This is a genomic window from Ruminococcus sp. AM26-12LB (assembly GCF_003480785.1).
GTDB classification, from domain to species: domain Bacteria; phylum Bacillota; class Clostridia; order Lachnospirales; family Lachnospiraceae; genus Blautia_A; species Blautia_A fusiformis.
Genome location: NZ_QUJX01000012.1, coordinates 54,377 through 74,803 on the forward strand (window position 1 = coordinate 54,377; position 20,427 = coordinate 74,803).

Here is a 20,427-nt window from a genome sequence, read left to right on the forward strand (position 1 = left end):
TTATAATAGGATAATGGAGGTGACGGCTATGGAAACAAAAAATGTAATCTTAAAACTTAGAACGGAAAGAGGAATGTCACAGGACGAGCTGGCAGATAAAATCATGGTAACGAGACAGGCTGTATCACGCTGGGAAAATGGAGATACCGTTCCGAATACTGATACACTTAAGCTCTTATCGAAAGAATTTGATGTATCGATCAATACGCTTTTGGGAGAACCCAGAAAGCTGATCTGTCAGTGCTGCGGGATGCCAATTGATGATGATTCCATATTGGGACGTGATAAGGATGGCACATTAAATGAGGAGTATTGTAAGTGGTGCTATGCAGATGGAACATACACATATAATGATATGGATGAATTGATTGATGTTTGTGTAAAGAATATGGTAAATGAAAGCTTTACCGAAGAACAGGCACGCACTTATCTGAAAGAAATGCTTCCAAAGTTAGATTACTGGAAAAGGTATGAGGAACTTAGTGACAATGGGCAGTTTGAAGAGTTTAAAATGCAATTGATAAATGAAATAAATGATTTACATATAGATGGACTTCCAAGGGTAGACAGACTGAATGCACTTGTAGGTAAATATGTAAATCTGGAATATGCACTGCCAAATGGACAAAAAGTGAAATTTCTGGATGACCAGAAAACTTATCTGGGAAATCAAATGGAATCTGAATTCGGAGGGGACAGATACTTCGGTATTCTGGCAAATATGGATTTTATTATGATATGTACATATGAGAAAGACGGTGAAAATCCTGAATTGGTTATATACAAAAAAAGATGAGTATAGTATGCGGATTAGTGATTAGTTTCGTTACCGTTCAATGATAATATTCCGCATGGAATGAGTAAAATAAAAATTCCGCTTTACAAATGACAGATAAAGTATTAAAATAAACAAAAAGATATCTTCAGGGCAGGGTGTGATTCCCTACCGGCGGTAGAGCCCGCGAGCCGAAAGGTATGATCCGGTGAGATTCCGGGGCCGACAGTATAGTCTGGATGGAAGAAGATGATAGTACAGTTGATTTTTGTATGAATGAATGTAGTATCAGAGCTCTGAGATGGTGATCCATTTCAGAGCTTTTTATGTAGGAAATAATCAGACATTCATTTATTGATCATATGTAACAGATCAATTCCACCCTGCAGATATTTCTGCAGGCTTTTTTTGTATTTGGCACATCGTTTTCGAAATAAATATACCACTCACTTGCCTGTGAATCCGATTGCACAGGTCTAAAAGCCTCGGCGCACCAGGCAAAGAACAGGAATAAGAAAGAAGGAATAAAAATGACGGATCAGGAATATATGCTTCGGGCGATTCAGCTGGCCAAAAAAGGAGAAGGCTGGACGAATCCCAATCCGATGGTAGGGGCAGTGATCGTAAAAGACGGAAGGATCATCGGGGAAGGCTATCATAAAAAGTATGGAGAACTTCATGCGGAACGTAATGCAATTGCTTCCCTCACAGAATCAGCAGAAGGTGCGGTGATTTATGTTACGCTGGAGCCTTGCTGTCATCATGGAAAAACACCTCCATGTACGGAAGCGATCATTGAACAGAAGATCAGAAAAGTGGTGATCGGTTCCCGAGATCCGAATCCGAAAGTGGCAGGAAAAGGTGTACAGATGTTAAGGGAAGCCGGTGTAACAGTAGTTGAAGATTTTATGAGAGAAGAATGTGATCAGCTGAATCCGGTTTTTTTCCATTATATTACTACGAAAACCCCATACGTGGTGATGAAGTATGCCATGACACTGGATGGGAAGATCGCAACGAAGACAGGAGCATCAAAATGGATCACCGGAGAAGCGGCAAGAAAAGAAGTACAGCATATGCGGCATCAGTACATGGGGATCATGGCAGGTATTGGAACTGTGCTTGCAGATGATCCGATGTTGAACGTCCGGGTAGAAGGCTGGAAAAGTCCTGTCAGGATTGTGTGCGACAGTAAGCTCAGGATCCCGCCGGACAGTCAGATCGTAAAAAGTGCGGAAAAGTACCGGACGATCGTGGCTTATGCAGATCAGAAAAATACAGAAGAAAAAATAAAAATATTACATACCATGGGAGTTGAGACCATTTACTGTCCGGATGAAAAGGATCAGATAGACCTTAAAAAGTTGATGACAGATCTTGGAAACAGGGGTATTGACAGCATCCTCCTGGAGGGAGGCGGTACGTTAAATGACAGTGCCCTGCGAGCCGGAATTGTAAAGGAAGTACAGGCTTTTGTGGCACCAAAGCTGTTTGGTGGTGTGGCCGGGAAGACACCGGTAGAAGGTATCGGAGTTGAATTCCCGTCTGAAGCAGTAGAACTGAAATATACAGATATCTGCCAGATCGGTGAGGACATCCGGATAAGATGTCAGGTGTGTGAGAAAAAACAGGAGGAATCATGTTTACAGGAATCGTAGAAGAGAAAGGAAAAGTCCGTTATATACAGCTGACAGGAGAATCAGGGATCCTGGCAGTGAAAGCCCGGAAAGTCCTGGAAGGGACAAGGATCGGTGACAGTATTGCTGTGAATGGTGTGTGTCTGACAGTTACGTCGATCCAGCCGGACGGATTTACTGCCGATGTGATGGCAGAGACGATCAGAAGAAGCAGTCTTGGCAGTTGTAAAGCTGGAAGCCAGGTAAACCTGGAACGTGCAATGGCTGCAGATGGCAGGTTCGGGGGACACATAGTAAGCGGTCATATTGATGGGACTGGAGTGATACGTTCCATGCTCCGGGAAGAAAATGCCATCTGGGTATCAATTGAGACATCGCCACAGATCTTGCATCTGATCGTGGAAAAAGGATCCGTTTGTATTGATGGGATCAGCCTGACAGTTGCAAGGGTTGATGAAACTGGTTTTCAGGTGTCGGTCATTCCACATACAGGAGAAGAAACCACCCTTTTGGAAAAGGTGCCGGGGGATCTGGTTAATCTGGAAAATGATGTGATCGGAAAATATGTAGAAAAATTGCTTGGCATCAGAAAAAACGAAGAAGAGAAAAAAGAATCCGGAATTACGATGGAGTTTCTTGAAGAATTCGGGTTTTAGAACAGGAGGATATACAGTATGTCACAAAATTATCAGTACAACACAATTGAAGAGGCACTTAGGGATCTTAAGGAAGGAAAAATAATTCTGGTCACAGATGATCCGGACAGAGAAAATGAGGGAGATCTGATATGTGCGGCAGAGTTTGCGACCCGGGAAAATATTAATTTCATGGCGACTTATGCAAAGGGTCTTATCTGTACACCGATGAGTGCAGAAATTGCGGCGAGATTGAATTTTCCGCCGATGGTTGCTGAGAACACGGACAATCACAGCACAGCATTTACCGTGGCAGTGGATCACGCAGATACAACCACCGGTATCTCTGCGGCAGAACGCTCCTATACCATTATGAAGTGTGTGGATGATCAGTCAAAACCGGAGGATTTCAGAAGACCGGGACATGTATTTCCGCTTATTTCCAGAAAAGGCGGGGTTCTGGTACGAAATGGCCATACGGAGGCAACAACAGATCTTATGAGACTTGCCGGACTGAAAGAATGCGGCGTGTGCTGTGAAGTTATGAAAGAAGATGGCACTATGATGCGTACATCACAGCTATGGGAAATGGCAAAAGAGCATAACCTTACATTTATTACGATTCGTGATCTGCAGGATTATATAAGAATACATGAAAAGCATGTAAAGGAGGAAGCAGCTGCAAACCTCCCAACGCAGTACGGTGATTTTAAAATGTATGGCTATATCAATGACATTACAGGAGAGCATCATCTGGCACTGGTAAAAGGTGATCTAGGAGATGGTGAGGATGTGCTTTGCCGTGTACATTCGGAGTGCCTGACAGGAGATGCATTCGGATCGCTCAGATGTGACTGCGGCCTGCAGCTGCAGACAGCGATGCGCCAGGTAGAGGCGGAAGGCAGAGGGATCATTCTGTATATGAGACAGGAAGGCAGAGGAATCGGACTGATCAATAAGATCAAAGCCTATGCGCTTCAGGAACAGGGATATGATACCGTGGAGGCTAATGTGAAGTTAGGGTTTGCACCGGATCTCAGAGAGTACTGGGTTGGGGCACAGATACTGTCAGACCTTGGTGTGAAATCATTAAGATTACTGACCAATAACCCGGATAAAGTCTATGGGCTTGGCGAATTCGGGCTGAAGATCAATGAGAGAGTACCATTGGAGATTCCGGTACAAAAATATGACCGGAAGTATATGAAAACGAAGCAGGAAAAGATGGGTCATATTTTTAAGGAAATAAATTTATAAAAAACAGCAAATAGCAGGAGGAAGAAAAAATGAGACAGATCAATTTAGTAGAAGGAAAAGTAGTAGCACCGGAGGGAATGAAGGTTGGTATCGTGGCAGCGAGATTCAATGAGATCATTGTGAATAAATTATTGGGAGGGGCAGTCGACGGACTGGTAAGACATGGAGTAGAAGAAGAGAATATTACTGCAGCATGGGTGCCGGGAGCATTTGAGATCCCGCTTACAGCACAGAAAATGGCACAGTCAGGAAAATATGATGCAGTTATCTGCGTGGGAGCTGTCATTCGTGGAGATACTTCACATTATGATCTGGTGTGCAATGAATCTGCCAAGGGGATCGCACAGGTTGAACTTGCAACAGGGATCCCGGTCTTATTCGGAGTGATCACGACTGAGAATATCGAGCAGGCTATTGCGCGAGCAGGAAGCAAAGCAGGTAATAAAGGCTATGATTGTGCGTTATCTGCGATCGAGATGGTCAATCTGATGAAGCAGCTCTAATAGATAGGGAAATAAATGATGACAAAAACAATCATATTCGATTATGATGGAACGATCCATCATACCATTGGAATCTATGAACCGGCATTTCGTGAAACCTATCAGTGGCTGACAGAACAGAAGGCTGCAGAAGAACGGGAGATAGGCTCGGCGGAAATTGCCGGCTGGCTGGGATTTAACAGTAAGGAGATGTGGAATACATTTTTGCCGGAGCTGGATCAGAGCTATAAAGAGCAGGCGAGCAGGATGGTAGGAGAACTGATGGTCAGACAGATCAGGAAGCATAAGGCAGTGTGGTATCCGGGAGCAGAGGAGATGCTTACAGCCTTGAAGAACCGGGGATATCATCTTGTGATCTTAAGTAACTGTAAAGCTTCCTATCGTGAGGCGCACTGGAAGGAATTTGGGATGGAACGATGGTTCGATCATTTTTATGACTGCGAATCGTATGGATTCCGTCCAAAGACAGAAATTGTGCAGGAAATCATCCGGGAATATACAGGCCCTTATCTGGTGGTCGGAGACAGGAGGCAGGATCTGGAATGTGCCAGAGCCTGCAAAAGCCCATTTATAGGATGCCTGTATGGATATGGTGAGAGCGGGGAGCTGAACGGAGCAGATCGTCTTGCAGAACATATAGAGGATATACCACAGTTGGTGATATGAGGATGAGCTCAGCTTTATCCGAAAGCAGAAGCTGTACACTGACAGAAGGCATAGGACTGACGGGAACGGCATAAATATTATAAAAATCCGAAGGATCCTGAAATATGATTTCCCTCAGTCTATGTATGATCGTAAAAAATGAAGAAGCAGTTCTTGAGAGAATTTTAAAGCCGGTTTCTCAGGTGATGGATGCGATCCTGATCGCAGATACCGGTTCTTCAGACAGAACAAAAGAGATTGCGGAGCAGTATACGTCGCAGGTGTTTGATTTTCCCTGGTGTGATGATTTTTCTGCTCCGCGTAATTTTCTTCTGGAAAAAGTCCGCACCGATTACTGGATGTGGCTGGATGCGGATGATGTCCTGGATGAAGAAAATCTGGAAAAACTGAAGAGTCTTAAAGAAACTCTGGATCCCGGAACAGATGTTGTAATGATGGAATATGCGGCAGGGTTTGACCAGAGCGGGAGAACAACATTTTCTTATTTTCGGGAGCGGATAATGAAAACATCCAGAAATTTCAGATGGAATGGGGCAGTTCATGAAACTGTGATTCCGGAGGGAAATATCATTTATTCAGATGTGGTGATCCGGCACCGGAAATGTGGAAAAGGTGATCCGGACCGTAATCTTCGCATTTATGAAAAAATGCTGGCAGGAGGAGAAACGCTGGAACCCAGACATCAGCTTTATTATGGGAGAGAACTGTATTATCATCAGCGTTATCCGGAGACAGAGGCTGTGTTGGTGGAGTTCCTGAAAAATCCGCCCGGATGGCTGGAAAATAAGATCGATGCCTGTTTTGTACTTGGACAGTGTTACCGGAAAATGGGAGAAAAAAAGTACGCACTGGAAGCTTTTCTGTACAGCCTGACTATGGATGTGCCGAGGGCGGAAATCTGTTGTGAGGTCGGAAAGATTTTTCTGGAAAGAGAGCTTCCCAGACAGGCTGCCTACTGGTACGGGCAGGCGCTCACTGTGCCTTCAGATAAGAAAAAGGGTGGATTTTTTATGGCTGAGTGTCATGGATTTGTGCCATATATGCAGCTTTGCGTTTGTTATGATAAAATGGGATGCCCGGAGCAGGCATTCTTTTTTCATAAGAAAGCGATGGAACTGAAGCCGGAAGATCCGGGAGTATTGTATGACCAGAAATATTTCCGGGAAAAATATGGTCTGTCATAAAATGAAAGACATATTTATTATATTTTCCTGGCAGGGTACAGGCTTGCGGGGATCCTATGCACAGGTAAAAGCTGTTGTCATATACTGTAGGGAAAGTTATTTTCCTATGAGGTGATCGAAGAATGCTGTTCAGGCATCGAAAACGTAAGGAAATGGAAATGCAGCAGGACAGTCATGAGGATTTGTCCTGTATGTCCTGTTATGGAAATCATAGTTCCTGTGGATGTGACAGATGTGGAGCAAGAGGCTGCCCAGGCCCTGTGGGACCTACAGGACCAACCGGTCCCAGAGGCTGTCCGGGAGTTCCGGGTCCTATGGGTCCTCAGGGACCGCAGGGGGAACCGGGAATACAGGGATATACGGGAGCCACGGGCCCGGCTGGAGCAACGGGTCCAGCGGGAGTCATCGGTCCGACGGGAGCAACAGGAGCCACCGGTCCTGCAGGAGTAACAGGTCCGACGGGAGCAACGGGAGCGACAGGAGCAACAGGAGCCACGGGTCCAGCGGGAACGACGGGGGTAACAGGTCCGGCTGGTGCGATCGGAGCCACGGGTCCAGCAGGTCCAACAGGAGCAACAGGAGCCACCGGCCCTGCCGGAACAGTAACCCCGGCAGCTGCTGTTGGAAATGCAACAACGGTAGATGATATTGTGGAGGATTTTAATGCACTTCTTGCAAACCTTCGTGATGCAGGACTCCTGGAAAGATAGTGAAATGATAAACACACGTTACTGTGCGGCTGCGTATTTTATGCAGCCGCTGCATATTCTCCATAAAAATATTTCATTGTAGCTTTCCGATGAAAGGTGCTATAATATTCTTATGTAAGTATGAACATGGGGGATGAAATCGTGAAAAAAAACAAGTATGAGATCGATATGTGTAATGGGTCGATCATGGACAAGCTGATTTCGTTTTCACTGCCGCTGATGCTGTCCGGTATCCTGCAGCTGATGTTCAATGCAGTGGATATCGTGGTAGTGGGACGTTTCAGCGGAAGTGAGGCGCTGGCGGCAGTAGGCTCCACTACCGCACTGATCAATGTGTTTACCAACCTTTTTATCGGGATTTCTCTTGGTGCCAATGTGCTGGCAGCCAGATTTTATGCTGCCGGTAAGGATGAAGAAATGTCAGAAACAGTACATACATCGATCCTGCTGGCTCTGATCAGCGGGATCATCATGGCAGTTCTGGGAGTGATCTTTGCCAGAATCTGCCTGGAACTGATGGATACACCGGACGATGTGATCGATCTTTCTACTCTTTATATGCGTATTTATTTCCTGGGAATGCCGTTTTTTATGCTGTATAACTATGGTGCGGCGATCCTGCGTGCTGTGGGAGATACCAAGCGGCCGCTGGTCTTTCTGATCATTTCCGGCTGTGCCAATGCGCTTTTGAATCTGTTTTTCGTGATCGTGTGTCATTTAAGCGTGGCCGGTGTGGGAATCGGAACGGTGATCTCTCAGCTGATCTCCTGCATTCTTGTCCTTCGGTGTCTGTATCAGACAGAGGGAAGCTATCAGCTGCGTTTTTCAAAACTGTCCATAAAGGGAGAGTACCTGAAGCAGATCTTCCAGGTGGGACTGCCTGCCGGGATCCAGAGTACAGTGATCAATTTTTCCAATGTACTTCTTCAGTCTTCTGTAAACTCCTTTGGTTCCATTGCTATGGCAGGATATACAGCAGCCAATAATATTTTTGGATTTCTGTATGTGTCCGTGAATTCGGTTACCCAGGCCTGCATGAGCTTTACCAGTCAGAATTATGGTGTGCGAAAACCGAAACGTATGGACCGGGTGCTTGTTGACTGTATGATCCTGTCCTTTGTCGTATCCTTTGCCATGGGCTGTGGTGCATACTTTTTCGGTCCGCAGCTTCTGAAGATCTATACGGAAGACCCTAAGGTTATCCAATGCGGAATGGAGATTCTTGCCTATACCACAGTTACCTATTTCCTCTGCGGACAGATGGATCTGTTTCCGGGAGCACTGCGCGGAATGGGACGCTCCGGTGTCCCCATGATCCTGTCTATTATCGGAACGGTCGGCCTTCGAATTGTGTGGATTTTCGGAATTTTCCCGGCTCACAGATCACTGAAAGTACTGTTTATTTCTTATCCGGCATCCTGGATCCTTACGATCATCATGCAGGTGACCTGTTTCTGGTTTGTAAGGCGGAAAGTTCACAGGCAGCTTCTGGGAGAGACTGCAGAATAAAAACGAATACACAGAATATCAGAAAAAGCGGATAGAATTCCGCTTTTCTGTGTTTACGGGGAAAATAAAACAGGTCAACTCATGTCCATTTTGCAAACAGGAGACATTGGAGCTGGAAAATAAAGAATATGGAGGAAACATGGAATTATTAAAACCTGATTATTACGACGAATTTACCTGTATTGCAGACAAATGTACCATCAGCTGCTGCAGGGAATGGAAGATCAACATAGATGATGAAACCTACAGAAACTGGAAAACCATCCAGCCGCCGTCAGAGGTGCCCGGACACAGAAGCTGCCTGCAGGCCTATACCATGAAAAAGGACGGCAGCCGGATCATGAAGATGACGGAAGAGCACGACTGTCCTTTTCTTGCAAAGAACAGACTGTGCTATCTGGTAAGTGCTTATGGGGATTCGATGCTTTCAGAGACCTGCCAGATTTTTCCAAGGGAGATCCATGAATTTCAGGATCATAAGGAAGCGACCATGATGCCCTGTTGCCCGGCTGTCCTGGACATCTGGAAGGAGAAGAAAAGAATCGCTTTTCCGGAAACTCCAAAAGAAAAGGAACAGCCGCTTTTTCTTGTGCGCCGGAAGGTTATGGATCTTATAATGGATCCTGAAAAAACACCGGAGGAAATCCTTCTTGAAAGTTTTTATGTTCTGAAGGAACTTCACCGGAACATGCCGCTTACCACAGAGCTTGTGGAAGATTATTTTTCAGAGAAGACAATTCACCAGCTAGAAAGAGCTATCAGCGAGATAGACCTGCCTGTTCTGGATACTATGGACGAATGCAATGAACTTTTGCAGGATCTGGCTGTAAATTACTGGAAAGAAGGACTTTACCGGAAGTATCTGGAGCCGGTGACGGAGTTGGCGGAGGAATTATCGGAAGAGTATGAGGAAGAGGAAATGACGGAAGCCTGGGAGGATTTTTACCGGGAACTTCGTGCATATGAAAATCTTCTCCGAAGCTTTCTTACCAACGAAGTATATTCGGATCTTCTGACATCAGAAGGAGATCTGGAAGATGCCCTGGTTCATATGCAGTGGATCGGTATGGAATATGCCACCATTCGCCAGGCTGTTTTTCTCCGGTGGCAGAAAGAGGGACGGGGAGCACTTCCCTACGAAACACTCCGGGATTATATGGTGGTGATCTCCAGAATGACCGGATATGAGGAAGAAGATATCCGGGAATATCTTGAGAACAGTTTTGAAGAACTTCTGTGGGAGTGGGGATATTTTGCGCTGATCACAGGAAAATGACTTTATAACTTGAAGTTATATTAAGTATTAAAAATATACATTTTAATTATATGACGTTTTGTGTTAGAATATAGGACGAAAAGGGTAACAGAGGAATGTTAACCCGGAAATGGATAACAATCAGAAAGGAACTTGTTTTATGGATAAGGGAACAATTTTTAAATTTCATAATGACCTTGATACCGATCAGATCATTGCATCCCAGTATCTGCTTCTGCCGAATCTGGATGAAATGAAGGGCCACACATTTGAATCACTGGATCCGGATTTTTCCAAAAAGGTTAAACCGGGAGATTTTGTAGTTGGAGGAGAGAACTTCGGATGCGGATCCTCCAGAGAGCAGGCACCGGGTGTTCTTAAGGCACTTGGAGTAAAGGCAGTTATTGCGAAATCTTTTGCCCGTATTTTTTTCCGCAATGCCATTAATATCGGACTTCCGGCAATTGTCTGTAAGGATCTTCCGGATGCTGTGAAGACAGGAGATACCCTGGAGCTTCATATGTCCGAGGGAACTGCTGTTGCCAATGGTAAGACTTATTCCTGCACAAAACTGCCGGAATACATGCAGAATATACTGAATCAGGGCGGCCTTATCGCTTCTCTGAACCGTGAGGAGGAATAAGAGATGGGAATGACGATCGCAGAAAAAATCATCGCGGCAGCGGCTGGAGTGGACAGTGTAAAACCCGGAGATATCTATACAGTTTCACTGGATCATCTGATGAGTAATGACGGAACCACACATCTGACTGTTGATATGTACAACAATAAATTAAAAAATCCTCATATTGCAGATACAAAGAAGCTGGTATTTATCGTAGACCATAACGTACCGTCTGACAGCCCGAAAACAGCGGCATCCCAGAAAAAGATGAGAGATTTTGCAAGAGAAAATAATATTGATTTCTGGGAAGGAAAGGGTGTCTGCCACCAGATCATGATCGAAAATTATGTCCGTCCGGGACAGTTGATCTTCGGTGCTGACAGCCATACCTGTTCCTACGGAGCACTTGGTGCTTTCGGTACCGGTGTAGGATGTACAGATTTCCTTTACGGAATGGTAACCGGAACTTCCTGGGTCATGGTTCCGGAAACCGTAAAATTTAACCTGACAGGGAAGCTTCCTGAGGGCGTTTACGCAAGAGATCTGATCCTTACCATTATCGGCGAGATCGGGGCAAACGGCTGCAACTATCAGGCAATGGAGTTTACCGGTGAGGGCGCCAGAACATTAAGCATCAGCGACCGTATGGCACTTTGCAACATGGCTGTTGAGGCTGGTGCGAAGACAGGTATCTTTGAGGCTGATGATAAAGCTTTGGAATATCTGAAAGAGCATGGACGTGAGCCAAAAGCGGTATATCACAGCGATCCGGATGCCGTTTACGCAAGAGAGTATACCTTTGATCTTTCAAAAGTCCGTCCGGTTGTAGCGAAGCCAGACTTTGTTGACAATGTGGTTCCGGCTGAGGAAACCTGCGGCATCAAGATCAACGAAGCGTTCCTTGGCTCCTGCAATAACGGCCGTATTGAAGACCTCCGTGTAGGCGCAGAGGTGATCAAAGGCAAAAAAGTTGCAGAAGGCGTTCGTTTCCTGGTCGTTCCTGCAAGCCAGACCATCTACCGCCAGGCATTAAAAGAAGGCCTGATTGATATCTTCATGGAAGCAGGCGCTATTGTGATGAACCCGAACTGCAGTGTATGCTGGGGAAGCTGCCAGGGTGTGATCGGTGAGAACGAGGTTCTTATCAGCACCGGAACACGTAACTTCAAGGGACGTGCCGGACATCCGAGCTCCAAGGTTTATCTGGGATCTGCGGCAACGGTTACCGCATCTGCCATTGCAGGTGAGATCGCAACTGCAGACAGAGTATAAAAACCTCAGAAAAGATATTCAGGAATAAACAGGAGAATATACATATGGAAGCATTTACAGGAAAAGTGTGGGTACTGGGCGATGATATTGACACCGATATCATCATTCCGACCGAGTATCTGGCGCTGAAAACCATTGACGATATGAAACAGTACGGATTCAGTCCCCTTCGCCCGGAGCTGGCAGGACAGATCCAGAAAGGTGACATTATTGTAGCAGGAAAGAACTTCGGCTGCGGTTCCTCCAGAGAGCAGGCACCGGAGATCATTAAAGCACTGGGCGTACAGTGTGTTATTGCGAAATCTTTTGCACGGATCTTTTTCCGCAACTCCATCAACAACGGCCTTCTTCTTATCGAACAGCCGGATCTTCACGACAATGTGAAAGAGGGAGATGAAGTTACAGTTGTGATGAACGAGCATGTAGACCATAACGGAAAACAGTACCCGATTGCTTCTCTTCCGGAGAATCTGATGGATATTATTCAGGCTGGCGGACTTGTAAAAGCCATGCGCAAACTGAACGGTCTGGACTAAGACGGAAAGGAGAGAAATAATGGGTGAGACGATCATTGAGAAAATTATCAGACATAACACAGGCAAAGCAGTAAAGCCTGGCGATATCGTGACGGTCAATGTGGACAGAGTGATGATCCATGATATCTTTATTCCGTTTGTAGCGGAAAAATTTGAGGAGATGGGCTTTCAGAAGCTGTGGGATCCGGACAAGGTTGTTCTGATCTATGACCATCTTGTACCGGCAAGTCAGCAGGATGATACCAGACATTTCCATGTGGGAGATGCTTTTGCAACTAAATATGGCATGAAAAACGTACACAGAAGTGATGGTATCTGTCATCAGCTTATGACTGAGGCAGGTTATGTTAAACCCGGTAATATTGTATTTGGCACAGACAGCCATACCACGACTTATGGATGTGTCGGTGCGTTTTCTTCCGGCATCGGTTACACAGAGATGGCCAGCATCCTGGGAACAGGAACCATGTGGATCAAGGTTCCGGAAACCATAAAGGTTGTGATCGACGGAGAACTTCCGGAGAATGTCATGTCCAAGGATATCATCCTCCGCCTGATCGGTGATCTTCGTGCAGATGGAGCTACTTACCGTGCTCTGGAATTTTCCGGAAGCACCATTGAAAATATGTCTGTGGCAAGCCGTATGACTATGGCGAATATGGCAATTGAGGCCGGTGCGAAATGTGCACTTTTCACACCGGATGAGAAGACAGCTGCTTACTGCAACGTAGAGCTTGATGATTATCAGAAGAGTCTTGTGGGAGATGAGGATGCTGTCTACATGAAGACCATAACTTATAAAGCAGAGGATTTTGTGCCGGTAATGGCATGTCCGTCTCAGGTGGACAAGATCCGTGATGTCAGTGAGCTTCAGGGTGAGACCATCGACCAGGTATTCATCGGTTCCTGTACCAACGGACGTCTGGAGGACCTTATGGCGGCAGCAGAGGTGCTGAAGGGCAAAAAGGTTGCAGACTTTGTAAAGCTGATCGTGACTCCTGCCAGCCGCAAAATTTACCGTCAGGCTATTGAGCTTGGCATTCTGGATACTCTTGCGGAAGCTGGGGCTATCATTACACATCCGGGCTGCGGACTTTGCTGCGGAAGGACCGGCGGAATCCTGACAGACGGTGAAAAGGTTGTGGCAACCAACAATCGTAATTTCCTGGGACGTATGGGAACTTCCAAGGTTCAGATCTATCTGGCATCTCCGAAAACAGCAGCAGCCTGTGCCGTTGCAGGCAAGATCGTAATGCCGGAATAAGAAGCAGAAGATCCTGAGAGAAATACTGCTGCCAGAAACAGATAAAGAAACGTATGAGAAAGACAGATTTTCGCAGAGGCGTCAGTCTGTCTTTTTTTACCGGATCAGAAGGATCCGGGATAAGTCATTTTTACAGAAAATGGGATTTATTGTATTATAATAACAGCCAGTGTGACAACATAACATATATTACATAAGACTCGAGGGATAAGGGTATGGAGAAAAGATCAACCATCAGTAAAAAGACACTGAAGATCATACTTGGGATCTGCATTGGCGTAACGATCCTGGCAGTGGCAGGGTTATTTGTCTATACATACTTGGCAGATCACAATACGCTGGGACGGAAGATTTCCATATGGGGAGTGGATGTTTCCGGACTGGATGCAAAGCAGGCAGAAGAAAAGATCACTGCGGAATTTGCAGATCGTCCGGTATCCTTTCAGGAAAATGATCAGGAAGTTTACAGTACTACTTTGAAAGAGCTGGGCTACAGTCTCAATGAAGAAGCCCTTCTGAGTAAGCTTACAGAAATTCAGAAACAGCGGGAAGAGAGCTGGAAGCTTTTTCCAAAGGAAGAAAATATAGAACCGGAATGTCAGATCGAGGAAGATGAGGAGCAGGAAAAGCAGGCTCTCGATCTTTCAAATTTCGGTACGGAAGAAAGAAAAGCTTCTGTTGATGCAGCCATTCAGTACGATAAGGAGAAAAAAGAATTCACCCTTGTGAAACAGGTACAGGGGACGGAGATCGATCCGGATAAGCTGGAGACTACTGTGGACACAAATCTGAACGCAGCATTTGATACGGCTCTGCTTGGGGATACCATCACAGTACCGATCAACAAGCATGTGTATGTAAGCCCGACGGTCACTGTAACAGAGGATATGAAAAATAAGATTACAGACCTGAACAGCCAGCTGAAGAAATACCGCAGCAGTACAGTAACTTATACATTCGGAAGTGAAACGGCTGTTCTGGATTCCGATACGATCACATCCTGGCTGAAGGCTGAGGGGGAGACGCTGACTTTGGATGAAAAAGCCATTAAAGCCTACATCAGTGAGCTTGCCAACAAATACAATACCATTTATGTTCCCCGCACCTTTCATACATCTGCGGGAACGGATGTGACCATTGAGGGAAATGAGTACGGATACCGGATCGATCAGGACGGAGAATATGCGCAGCTTCTGGAAGACCTGAAAAGTGGTACTGCTGTAACAAGAGAGCCTGTTTACAGCAAAAAAGGATACCAGAGAAACGGAACAGACGATCTGGCAGGCAGTTACATAGAGGTCAGTCTGGATGCACAGCATTTGTGGCTGTATAAGGACGGAAGCCTTGTGACGGAAACAGATATTGTCAGCGGTAAGCCGGTGAAGGGGCGTGAAACATATCGTGGTGCATGGCCGATCGCCTACAAGGCGAATCCCTTTAACCTTACCAGCAATGAATATGGTTACGATGTAAAGGTTAATTACTGGATGCCTTTTGTCTACGGACAGGGACTTCATGATGCGTCCTGGCAGTCATCCTTTGGCGGGAACCGTTATAAAACCAACGGAAGCCACGGCTGCATCAATCTGCCTAAGGATCAGGCAGCACTGATCTATAACACCATTGATGCAGGTTATCCGATCATTATTTACTGATAGGAGCAAAAAAGCTTCGGAGAGATCCGGAGCTTTTTTTATGCTCGAAAATGAAAATTATCATGGAAGCAGGATCGTAAATGATAAGGTTTTTCAAAAGTACGTTAAAAAAAACACAAAAAATATCGAAAAAGCCTTGTCGAAACAGAAATAACGTGATATGATGATTTCGGAAATCGAGCTAATACACTTCTTAATTGCGGAGGAAGAGTGTTTTTCTCTTTTATTTGGGTGCAAATTGATAAAAAAACTCAAATAAGTGTTAGTTGAGATTTCATTTTTTTATTCATGTATCGTTAAAAAAAAAACAATATATGAACAAGAATATCTACTATAAACGTCAGATTTTAGACTAAGAAAGGATAATGAAAGGTATGAAGTACAGTTATTATCCGGGTTGCACCCTGAGAACAAAGGCCAAAGATCTGGATGAGTATGCCAGAGCCAGTGCCGCAGCCCTTGGGTTTGAGCTTGAGGAGATCGAGGACTGGCAGTGTTGTGGTGGTGTTTATCCGCTTGGCACAGACGAGATCGCCACAAAGCTTTCTTCCGTCCGTGCGTTAAACCAGGCAAAAGAAAAAGGCCAGGATCTGGTGACGATCTGTTCAGCCTGTCATCATGTGATCAAGCGTGTCAATGATGATATGAAAAATGTGGAAGATATCCGGACCAGAGCCAACAATTATATGCAGTTGGAAGCTCCCTATGAAGGAGAGACAACCGTTCTCCATTATCTGGAGGTTCTCCGGGACAGAGTCGGTTTTGATAAACTGAAAGAAAAAGTAGTAAATCCTTTTACCGGAAAGAAGATCGGAGCCTATTACGGATGTCTGCTTCTGAGACCTGGAAAGATCATGGCATTTGATGATCCGGAAAATCCAAGGATCATGGAGGATTTTATCCGTGCCCTTGGCGCTGAGCCTGTGATCTATCCTTACAGAAATGAATGCTGTGGAGGATATATATCCCTGAAAGAAAAAGAAATGTCACAGAATATGTGTGAAAAGATCGAAGAAAGTGCAGCCGGATTTGGCGCAGATATGCTGATCACTGCCTGTCCACTGTGCAAATATAATCTGAATAAAAATGCCGGAAACAGACTGCCGGTTTACTATTTTACAGAGCTTCTGGCAGAAGCCCTTGGCGTCAAAGAGGAGGTGGCAAAATGAGAGATAACCATTCTGCTGCGGAAAAAATAAAGGAGATCAGCGGGACCAATCCTCTGAAATGTATGAAGTGCGGCAAATGCTCTGCTACCTGCCCATCCTTTGACGAGATGGATATCAAGCCTCATCAGTTTGTGTCCTACGTGATCAATGAAAATATCGAAGCACTTGTAAATTCAGCATCCCTTTGGAAATGCCTTTCCTGTTTTGCCTGTGTGGAGCGCTGTCCGAGAGACGTAAAACCCGGAAAGATCATTGACGGGGCAAGACAGCTTGTTGTCCGGGAAAAAGGTGGCAACTATCTTTCACCAGATGAGATCCCGGAACTTCTTGATCCGGATCTTCCTCAGCAGCTGCTGGTAAGTGCATTCAGAAGATACAGGAGGTGAGAACGTGCAGAGAATCGGTGTATTTGTCTGTCACTGCGGAAGTAATATTGCCGCTACGGTAGACGTAAAAAAAGTTGTGGAAGTCATAGCGAAAGAGCCGGGTGTTGTACACGCCGAGGATTACCAGTATATGTGTTCCGAGGCAGGTCAGTCCAGAATTCAGGAAGCCATCCGTGAAAAAAATCTCACAGGTGTGGTTGTCTGTTCCTGCTCCCCGCGTATGCATGAGGCAACTTTCCGCAAAGCAGCGGAAAAAGCAGGCCTGAATCCATACATGGTGGAGATCGCAAACATCCGTGAGCACTGTTCCTGGATCCACAAGGATATGCAGGAGGCTACGGAGAAGGCCGTGATCCTTGCAAGAGCAGCAGTAGCAAAAGTCAATTTAAATGCTCCTCTTCAGCCGGGAGAAAGCCAGGTTACAAAGAGAGCCCTGATCATCGGAGGCGGTATCGCCGGAATCCAGACGGCTCTTGATATTGCCGATGCAGGCTATGAAGTTGATATTGTGGAAAAAACACCAAGTATCGGCGGAAGAATGTCACAGCTTGACAAAACCTTCCCTACTCTGGATTGCTCCGCATGTATCCTTACTCCAAAAATGGTGGAGGCTGCAGCTCACGAAAAGATCAATATCTATACATACAGTGAAGTAGAAAAAGTTGCAGGTTTTGTAGGAGATTTTACTGTTGATATCCGCAAAAAAGCGCGAAGTGTCAACATGGACAAATGTACAGGCTGTGGAGTCTGCCAGGAAAAATGTCCTTCCAAAAAGATTCCAAATGAGTTCAACAGAGGGCTGAACAACCGGTCAGCTATTTATACTCCGTTTGCACAGGCGATTCCAAATGTTCCTGTGATCGACAGAGAGCATTGCCTGAAATTTAAGACAGGCAAATGTGGTGTCTGCTCCAAAGTATGTCAGGCAGGAGCCATTGATTACGATCAGCAGGATGAGATCGTAACACAGAAATACGGAGCAATCGTGGTGGCAACTGGATTTGATACCATCAAGCTTGACAAATATGATGAATACGCATACAGCCAGAGCAAGGATGTGATCACATCTCTGGAGCTGGAGCGTATCATGAATGCTGCAGGACCTACAAAAGGACATCTTGAGCGCCTTTCCGATGGAAAAGCACCGAAGGAGATCGTATTTATCCAGTGTGTTGGAAGCCGTTGCTCCGATGACCGTGGAAAGCCATACTGTTCCAAGATCTGCTGTATGTACACAGCTAAGCATGCCATGCTGATCCGTGATAAATATCCGGATACCAATGTGACGGTATTTTATATTGATGTCCGTACACCTGGTAAAAACTTCGATGAGTTTTACAGAAGAGCAGTTGAGCAGTATAACGTAAACTACATCAAAGGTCAGGTAGGAAAAGTAATTCCGCAGCCGGATGGAACACTTCTTGTTCAGGGCTCGGACCTTCTTGATAATAAGCAGATCTTCAAGAAAGCAGATATGGTAGTTCTTGCAACAGCCATTGAACCGAATCCGGATGTACGTAAGATTGCTACTATGCTTACTGCAAGTATTGACACTAACAATTTCCTTACAGAAGCTCATGCAAAGCTTCGTCCGGTAGAATCACCGACAGCAGGAATTTTCCTTTCCGGTGTATGCCAGGGACCAAAGGATATCCCGGAGACAGTTGCCCAGGCAGGAGCTGCGGCTGTAAAGGCCATAGGACTTCTTGCAAAGGATAAGCTCACAACCAATCCATGTACGGCAAAATCCGACGAGCTTCTCTGTAACGGATGCTCTACCTGTGCAAATGTATGTCCTTACGGAGCGATTTCCTATGAGGAGAAACAGGTCAACGATCACGGTATCCGTGAGACAAGAAGAGTTGCGGTTGTCAATACAGCACTTTGCCAGGGCTGCGGTGCCTGCACAGTAGCCTGCCCGTCAGGAGCCATGGACCTTCAGGGCTTCTCCAACAGACAGATTATCGCGGAGGTGGATGCAATATGTCGATAGAAACAAAGGAAGAATTCAGACCAAAGATCGTGGCATTCTGCTGTAACTGGTGCAGCTACGCCGGAGCAGACCTTGCCGGAAGCAGCCGTTTGAGCTATCCGGCGGATGTAAAGATCATCCGTGTTCCATGTTCCTGCCGTGTCAATCCCATGTTCATCCTCCGTGCCTTTGAAAAAGGAGCCGATGGTGTGATCATGTGCGGATGCCATCCGGGAGACTGCCATTACAGTACCGGAAACTATTATGCAAGAAGACGTATGACACTTCTGTTTTCAATGCTGGATTATATTGGGGTAGAAAACGGAAGAACACGTGTTGAATGGGTATCTGCCGCAGAAGGCGTGAAATTTTCACAGACTATGAATGAGTTTGTTGAGAAGATCCATTCACTTGGTAAAAACGTGAGATTGGAGGATATAAGATGCAGGAGCTGATAAAACGTGCAAAAGAACTGCTTGCAGATGGCACGGTAGTCCGGGTTCTTGGGTGGAAAGCCGGAGATCTTGCCTTTAATCCGGAACCAGCCTATTTTGAAACACCGGAATCTCTGGAGGATTTTGTCTATGATGGATTCTGCGGTGCCAATTTAAGCAAATATATGATCGAAGCTTCCAAGCTGGAAGGAAAAACCATGGTCTGTCTGAAGCCCTGCGATACATATAGCTTTAACCAGCTTTTGAAAGAGCATCGTGTAGACAGAGAAAAAGCCTATATCGTAGGTGTTGGCTGTAAAGGAAAGCTGGATATTGAAAAGATCCGCAAAATGGGGATCAAGGGTATCCGGGGAATTTCCGGAGCAGAGATTACCGGAGATGCAGAGACATTGACTGTGGATACTGTTTACGGAGAAAAAACCTGTGCATACAAAGATGCCATGCTGGAACGCTGTCACGTATGCAAGGGAAAAGAACATAAGATCTATGATGAGCTGATCGGCGAATCAAAAGAGACAAAAGACGCTGACCGTTTCGCAGAAGTTGAGCGGATCGAGGCAATGAGTCCGGAAGAAAAATTTGCATTCTGGCAGAGCGAGCTGAGTAAATGTATCCGCTGTAATGCCTGTCGTAATGTATGTCCGGCCTGCAGCTGCCGCAAATGCGTTTTTGACAGCAACAAATTCGACAGCGCCCAGAAGGCAAATGTGGATTCCTTTGAGGAAAAGATGTTCCATGTGATCCGTGCCTTCCATGTAGCCGGAAGATGTACGGACTGTGGCGAGTGCAGCAGAGTCTGCCCGCAGGGAATTCCCCTTCATCTGTTTAACCGTAAGTTTATCAAGGATATTGATGCGTTTTACGGTGAGTATCAGGCAGGCGAGGATGCGGAGTCAAAGGGTCCGCTTACCAGCTTTACCTTTGAGGATGTAGAGCCAGGGATCGTGGCAGAAAGGGGATAA

19 protein-coding genes, 1 pseudogene and 1 riboswitch are annotated in these 20,427 nt (G+C 45.7%); all 20 genes and pseudogenes read left to right on the plus strand.

The genetic code is table 11. The features are described from left to right. Nucleotides 1-28: 28 nt before the first annotated feature. The 20 genes and pseudogenes from DW694_RS10310 (at nt 29) to DW694_RS10405 (ending at nt 20,427) form a co-directional block, all read left to right on the plus strand. Nucleotides 29-796 (plus strand): zinc ribbon domain-containing protein, encoded by a 768-nt coding sequence (locus DW694_RS10310; protein WP_118752946.1) that lies wholly within the window; start codon nt 29-31, stop codon nt 794-796. A 119-nt stretch (nt 797-915) separates the two neighbouring features. Continuing rightward, nucleotides 916-1,030: riboswitch (FMN riboswitch) on the plus strand. Between the two features lie 275 nt (nt 1,031-1,305). Next, on the plus strand, nt 1,306-2,433 hold the full coding sequence (gene ribD, locus DW694_RS10315) for a bifunctional diaminohydroxyphosphoribosylaminopyrimidine deaminase/5-amino-6-(5-phosphoribosylamino)uracil reductase RibD (RefSeq protein ID WP_110102469.1): 1,128 nt from the start codon (nt 1,306-1,308) through the stop codon (nt 2,431-2,433). Then, on the plus strand, nt 2,415-3,068 hold the full coding sequence (gene ribE / locus DW694_RS10320) for a riboflavin synthase (protein ID WP_021650402.1): 654 nt from the start codon (nt 2,415-2,417) through the stop codon (nt 3,066-3,068). The genes ribD and ribE (DW694_RS10320) overlap by 19 nt, the downstream gene beginning before the upstream one ends. Before the next feature lie 18 nt (nt 3,069-3,086). Further along, nucleotides 3,087-4,304, plus strand: coding sequence for a bifunctional 3,4-dihydroxy-2-butanone-4-phosphate synthase/GTP cyclohydrolase II (locus tag DW694_RS10325; RefSeq protein ID WP_015524672.1), 1,218 nt, complete (start codon nt 3,087-3,089; stop codon nt 4,302-4,304). Nucleotides 4,305-4,333: 29 nt separating this feature from the next. After that, nucleotides 4,334-4,807, plus strand: coding sequence for a 6,7-dimethyl-8-ribityllumazine synthase (ribE, locus tag DW694_RS10330; protein WP_006427673.1), 474 nt, complete (start codon nt 4,334-4,336; stop codon nt 4,805-4,807). 15 nt (nt 4,808-4,822) lie between these two features. Next, the gene (locus tag DW694_RS10335; protein WP_021650403.1) at nt 4,823-5,473 is read left to right on the plus strand and encodes an HAD family hydrolase; all 651 of its coding nucleotides are present in this window, start codon (nt 4,823-4,825) and stop codon (nt 5,471-5,473) included. A gap of 104 nt (nt 5,474-5,577) precedes the next feature. Further along, nucleotides 5,578-6,657: a glycosyltransferase gene (locus tag DW694_RS10340; RefSeq protein ID WP_044960686.1), complete on the plus strand. Its 1,080-nt coding sequence runs from the start codon at nt 5,578-5,580 to the stop codon at nt 6,655-6,657. Nucleotides 6,658-6,893: 236 nt separating this feature from the next. After that, nucleotides 6,894-7,247 (plus strand): annotated as a pseudogene (locus DW694_RS17455) (collagen-like protein); the annotation flags it as partial. A 261-nt stretch (nt 7,248-7,508) separates the two neighbouring features. Further along, nucleotides 7,509-8,876 (plus strand): MATE family efflux transporter, encoded by a 1,368-nt coding sequence (locus DW694_RS10350; RefSeq protein WP_330364200.1) that lies wholly within the window; start codon nt 7,509-7,511, stop codon nt 8,874-8,876. A gap of 139 nt (nt 8,877-9,015) precedes the next feature. Next, entirely contained in the window at nt 9,016-10,152 is a 1,137-nt protein-coding gene (fliB, locus tag DW694_RS10355) for a flagellin lysine-N-methylase (RefSeq protein ID WP_110102324.1), read from the plus strand. A gap of 139 nt (nt 10,153-10,291) precedes the next feature. Further along, on the plus strand, nt 10,292-10,774 hold the full coding sequence (gene leuD / locus DW694_RS10360; protein ID WP_022426042.1) for a 3-isopropylmalate dehydratase small subunit 2: 483 nt from the start codon (nt 10,292-10,294) through the stop codon (nt 10,772-10,774). Between the two features lie 3 nt (nt 10,775-10,777). Continuing rightward, nucleotides 10,778-12,028 carry a 3-isopropylmalate dehydratase large subunit gene (locus tag DW694_RS10365; RefSeq protein ID WP_110102132.1) on the plus strand — a complete coding sequence of 417 codons (1,251 nt, stop codon included), beginning with the start codon at nt 10,778-10,780 and terminating at the stop codon, nt 12,026-12,028. A gap of 44 nt (nt 12,029-12,072) precedes the next feature. Beyond that, nucleotides 12,073-12,564 carry a 3-isopropylmalate dehydratase small subunit gene (locus tag DW694_RS10370; protein ID WP_021653000.1) on the plus strand — a complete coding sequence of 164 codons (492 nt, stop codon included), beginning with the start codon at nt 12,073-12,075 and terminating at the stop codon, nt 12,562-12,564. Nucleotides 12,565-12,583: 19 nt separating this feature from the next. After that, the gene (locus tag DW694_RS10375; protein WP_118752947.1) at nt 12,584-13,828 is read left to right on the plus strand and encodes a 3-isopropylmalate dehydratase large subunit; all 1,245 of its coding nucleotides are present in this window, start codon (nt 12,584-12,586) and stop codon (nt 13,826-13,828) included. 215 nt (nt 13,829-14,043) lie between these two features. Beyond that, nucleotides 14,044-15,483: a L,D-transpeptidase family protein gene (locus DW694_RS10380; protein ID WP_118752948.1), complete on the plus strand. Its 1,440-nt coding sequence runs from the start codon at nt 14,044-14,046 to the stop codon at nt 15,481-15,483. A 374-nt stretch (nt 15,484-15,857) separates the two neighbouring features. Next, the gene (locus DW694_RS10385) at nt 15,858-16,652 is read left to right on the plus strand and encodes a CoB--CoM heterodisulfide reductase iron-sulfur subunit B family protein (RefSeq protein WP_118515708.1); all 795 of its coding nucleotides are present in this window, start codon (nt 15,858-15,860) and stop codon (nt 16,650-16,652) included. Continuing rightward, on the plus strand, nt 16,649-17,038 hold the full coding sequence (locus tag DW694_RS10390; RefSeq protein WP_118063559.1) for a 4Fe-4S dicluster domain-containing protein: 390 nt from the start codon (nt 16,649-16,651) through the stop codon (nt 17,036-17,038). Before DW694_RS10385 ends, DW694_RS10390 begins: the two co-directional genes overlap by 4 nt. Before the next feature lie 4 nt (nt 17,039-17,042). Further along, nucleotides 17,043-19,031 carry a CoB--CoM heterodisulfide reductase iron-sulfur subunit A family protein gene (locus tag DW694_RS10395; RefSeq protein ID WP_118752949.1) on the plus strand — a complete coding sequence of 663 codons (1,989 nt, stop codon included), beginning with the start codon at nt 17,043-17,045 and terminating at the stop codon, nt 19,029-19,031. After that, entirely contained in the window at nt 19,022-19,465 is a 444-nt protein-coding gene (locus tag DW694_RS10400) for a hydrogenase iron-sulfur subunit (RefSeq protein ID WP_015524686.1), read from the plus strand. Before DW694_RS10395 ends, DW694_RS10400 begins: the two co-directional genes overlap by 10 nt. Beyond that, on the plus strand, nt 19,453-20,427 hold the full coding sequence (locus tag DW694_RS10405) for a 4Fe-4S dicluster domain-containing protein (RefSeq protein WP_015524687.1): 975 nt from the start codon (nt 19,453-19,455) through the stop codon (nt 20,425-20,427). Before DW694_RS10400 ends, DW694_RS10405 begins: the two co-directional genes overlap by 13 nt.

What these genes read in the sequence shown, in the direction of transcription:
- DW694_RS10310 (WP_118752946.1), top strand. Translation starts at nt 29, where the DNA reads ATGGAAACAAAAAATGTAATCTTAAAACTTAGAACGGAAAGAGGAATG.
- ribD (WP_110102469.1), top strand. Translation starts at nt 1,306, where the DNA reads ATGACGGATCAGGAATATATGCTTCGGGCGATTCAGCTGGCCAAAAAA.
- ribE (WP_021650402.1), top strand. Translation starts at nt 2,415, where the DNA reads ATGTTTACAGGAATCGTAGAAGAGAAAGGAAAAGTCCGTTATATACAG.
- DW694_RS10325 (WP_015524672.1), top strand. Translation starts at nt 3,087, where the DNA reads ATGTCACAAAATTATCAGTACAACACAATTGAAGAGGCACTTAGGGAT.
- ribE (WP_006427673.1), top strand. Translation starts at nt 4,334, where the DNA reads ATGAGACAGATCAATTTAGTAGAAGGAAAAGTAGTAGCACCGGAGGGA.
- DW694_RS10335 (WP_021650403.1), top strand. Translation starts at nt 4,823, where the DNA reads ATGATGACAAAAACAATCATATTCGATTATGATGGAACGATCCATCAT.
- DW694_RS10340 (WP_044960686.1), top strand. Translation starts at nt 5,578, where the DNA reads ATGATTTCCCTCAGTCTATGTATGATCGTAAAAAATGAAGAAGCAGTT.
- fliB (WP_110102324.1), top strand. Translation starts at nt 9,016, where the DNA reads ATGGAATTATTAAAACCTGATTATTACGACGAATTTACCTGTATTGCA.
- leuD (WP_022426042.1), top strand. Translation starts at nt 10,292, where the DNA reads ATGGATAAGGGAACAATTTTTAAATTTCATAATGACCTTGATACCGAT.
- DW694_RS10365 (WP_110102132.1), top strand. Translation starts at nt 10,778, where the DNA reads ATGGGAATGACGATCGCAGAAAAAATCATCGCGGCAGCGGCTGGAGTG.
- DW694_RS10370 (WP_021653000.1), top strand. Translation starts at nt 12,073, where the DNA reads ATGGAAGCATTTACAGGAAAAGTGTGGGTACTGGGCGATGATATTGAC.
- DW694_RS10375 (WP_118752947.1), top strand. Translation starts at nt 12,584, where the DNA reads ATGGGTGAGACGATCATTGAGAAAATTATCAGACATAACACAGGCAAA.
- DW694_RS10380 (WP_118752948.1), top strand. Translation starts at nt 14,044, where the DNA reads ATGGAGAAAAGATCAACCATCAGTAAAAAGACACTGAAGATCATACTT.
- DW694_RS10385 (WP_118515708.1), top strand. Translation starts at nt 15,858, where the DNA reads ATGAAGTACAGTTATTATCCGGGTTGCACCCTGAGAACAAAGGCCAAA.
- DW694_RS10390 (WP_118063559.1), top strand. Translation starts at nt 16,649, where the DNA reads ATGAGAGATAACCATTCTGCTGCGGAAAAAATAAAGGAGATCAGCGGG.
- DW694_RS10400 (WP_015524686.1), top strand. Translation starts at nt 19,022, where the DNA reads ATGTCGATAGAAACAAAGGAAGAATTCAGACCAAAGATCGTGGCATTC.
- DW694_RS10405 (WP_015524687.1), top strand. Translation starts at nt 19,453, where the DNA reads ATGCAGGAGCTGATAAAACGTGCAAAAGAACTGCTTGCAGATGGCACG.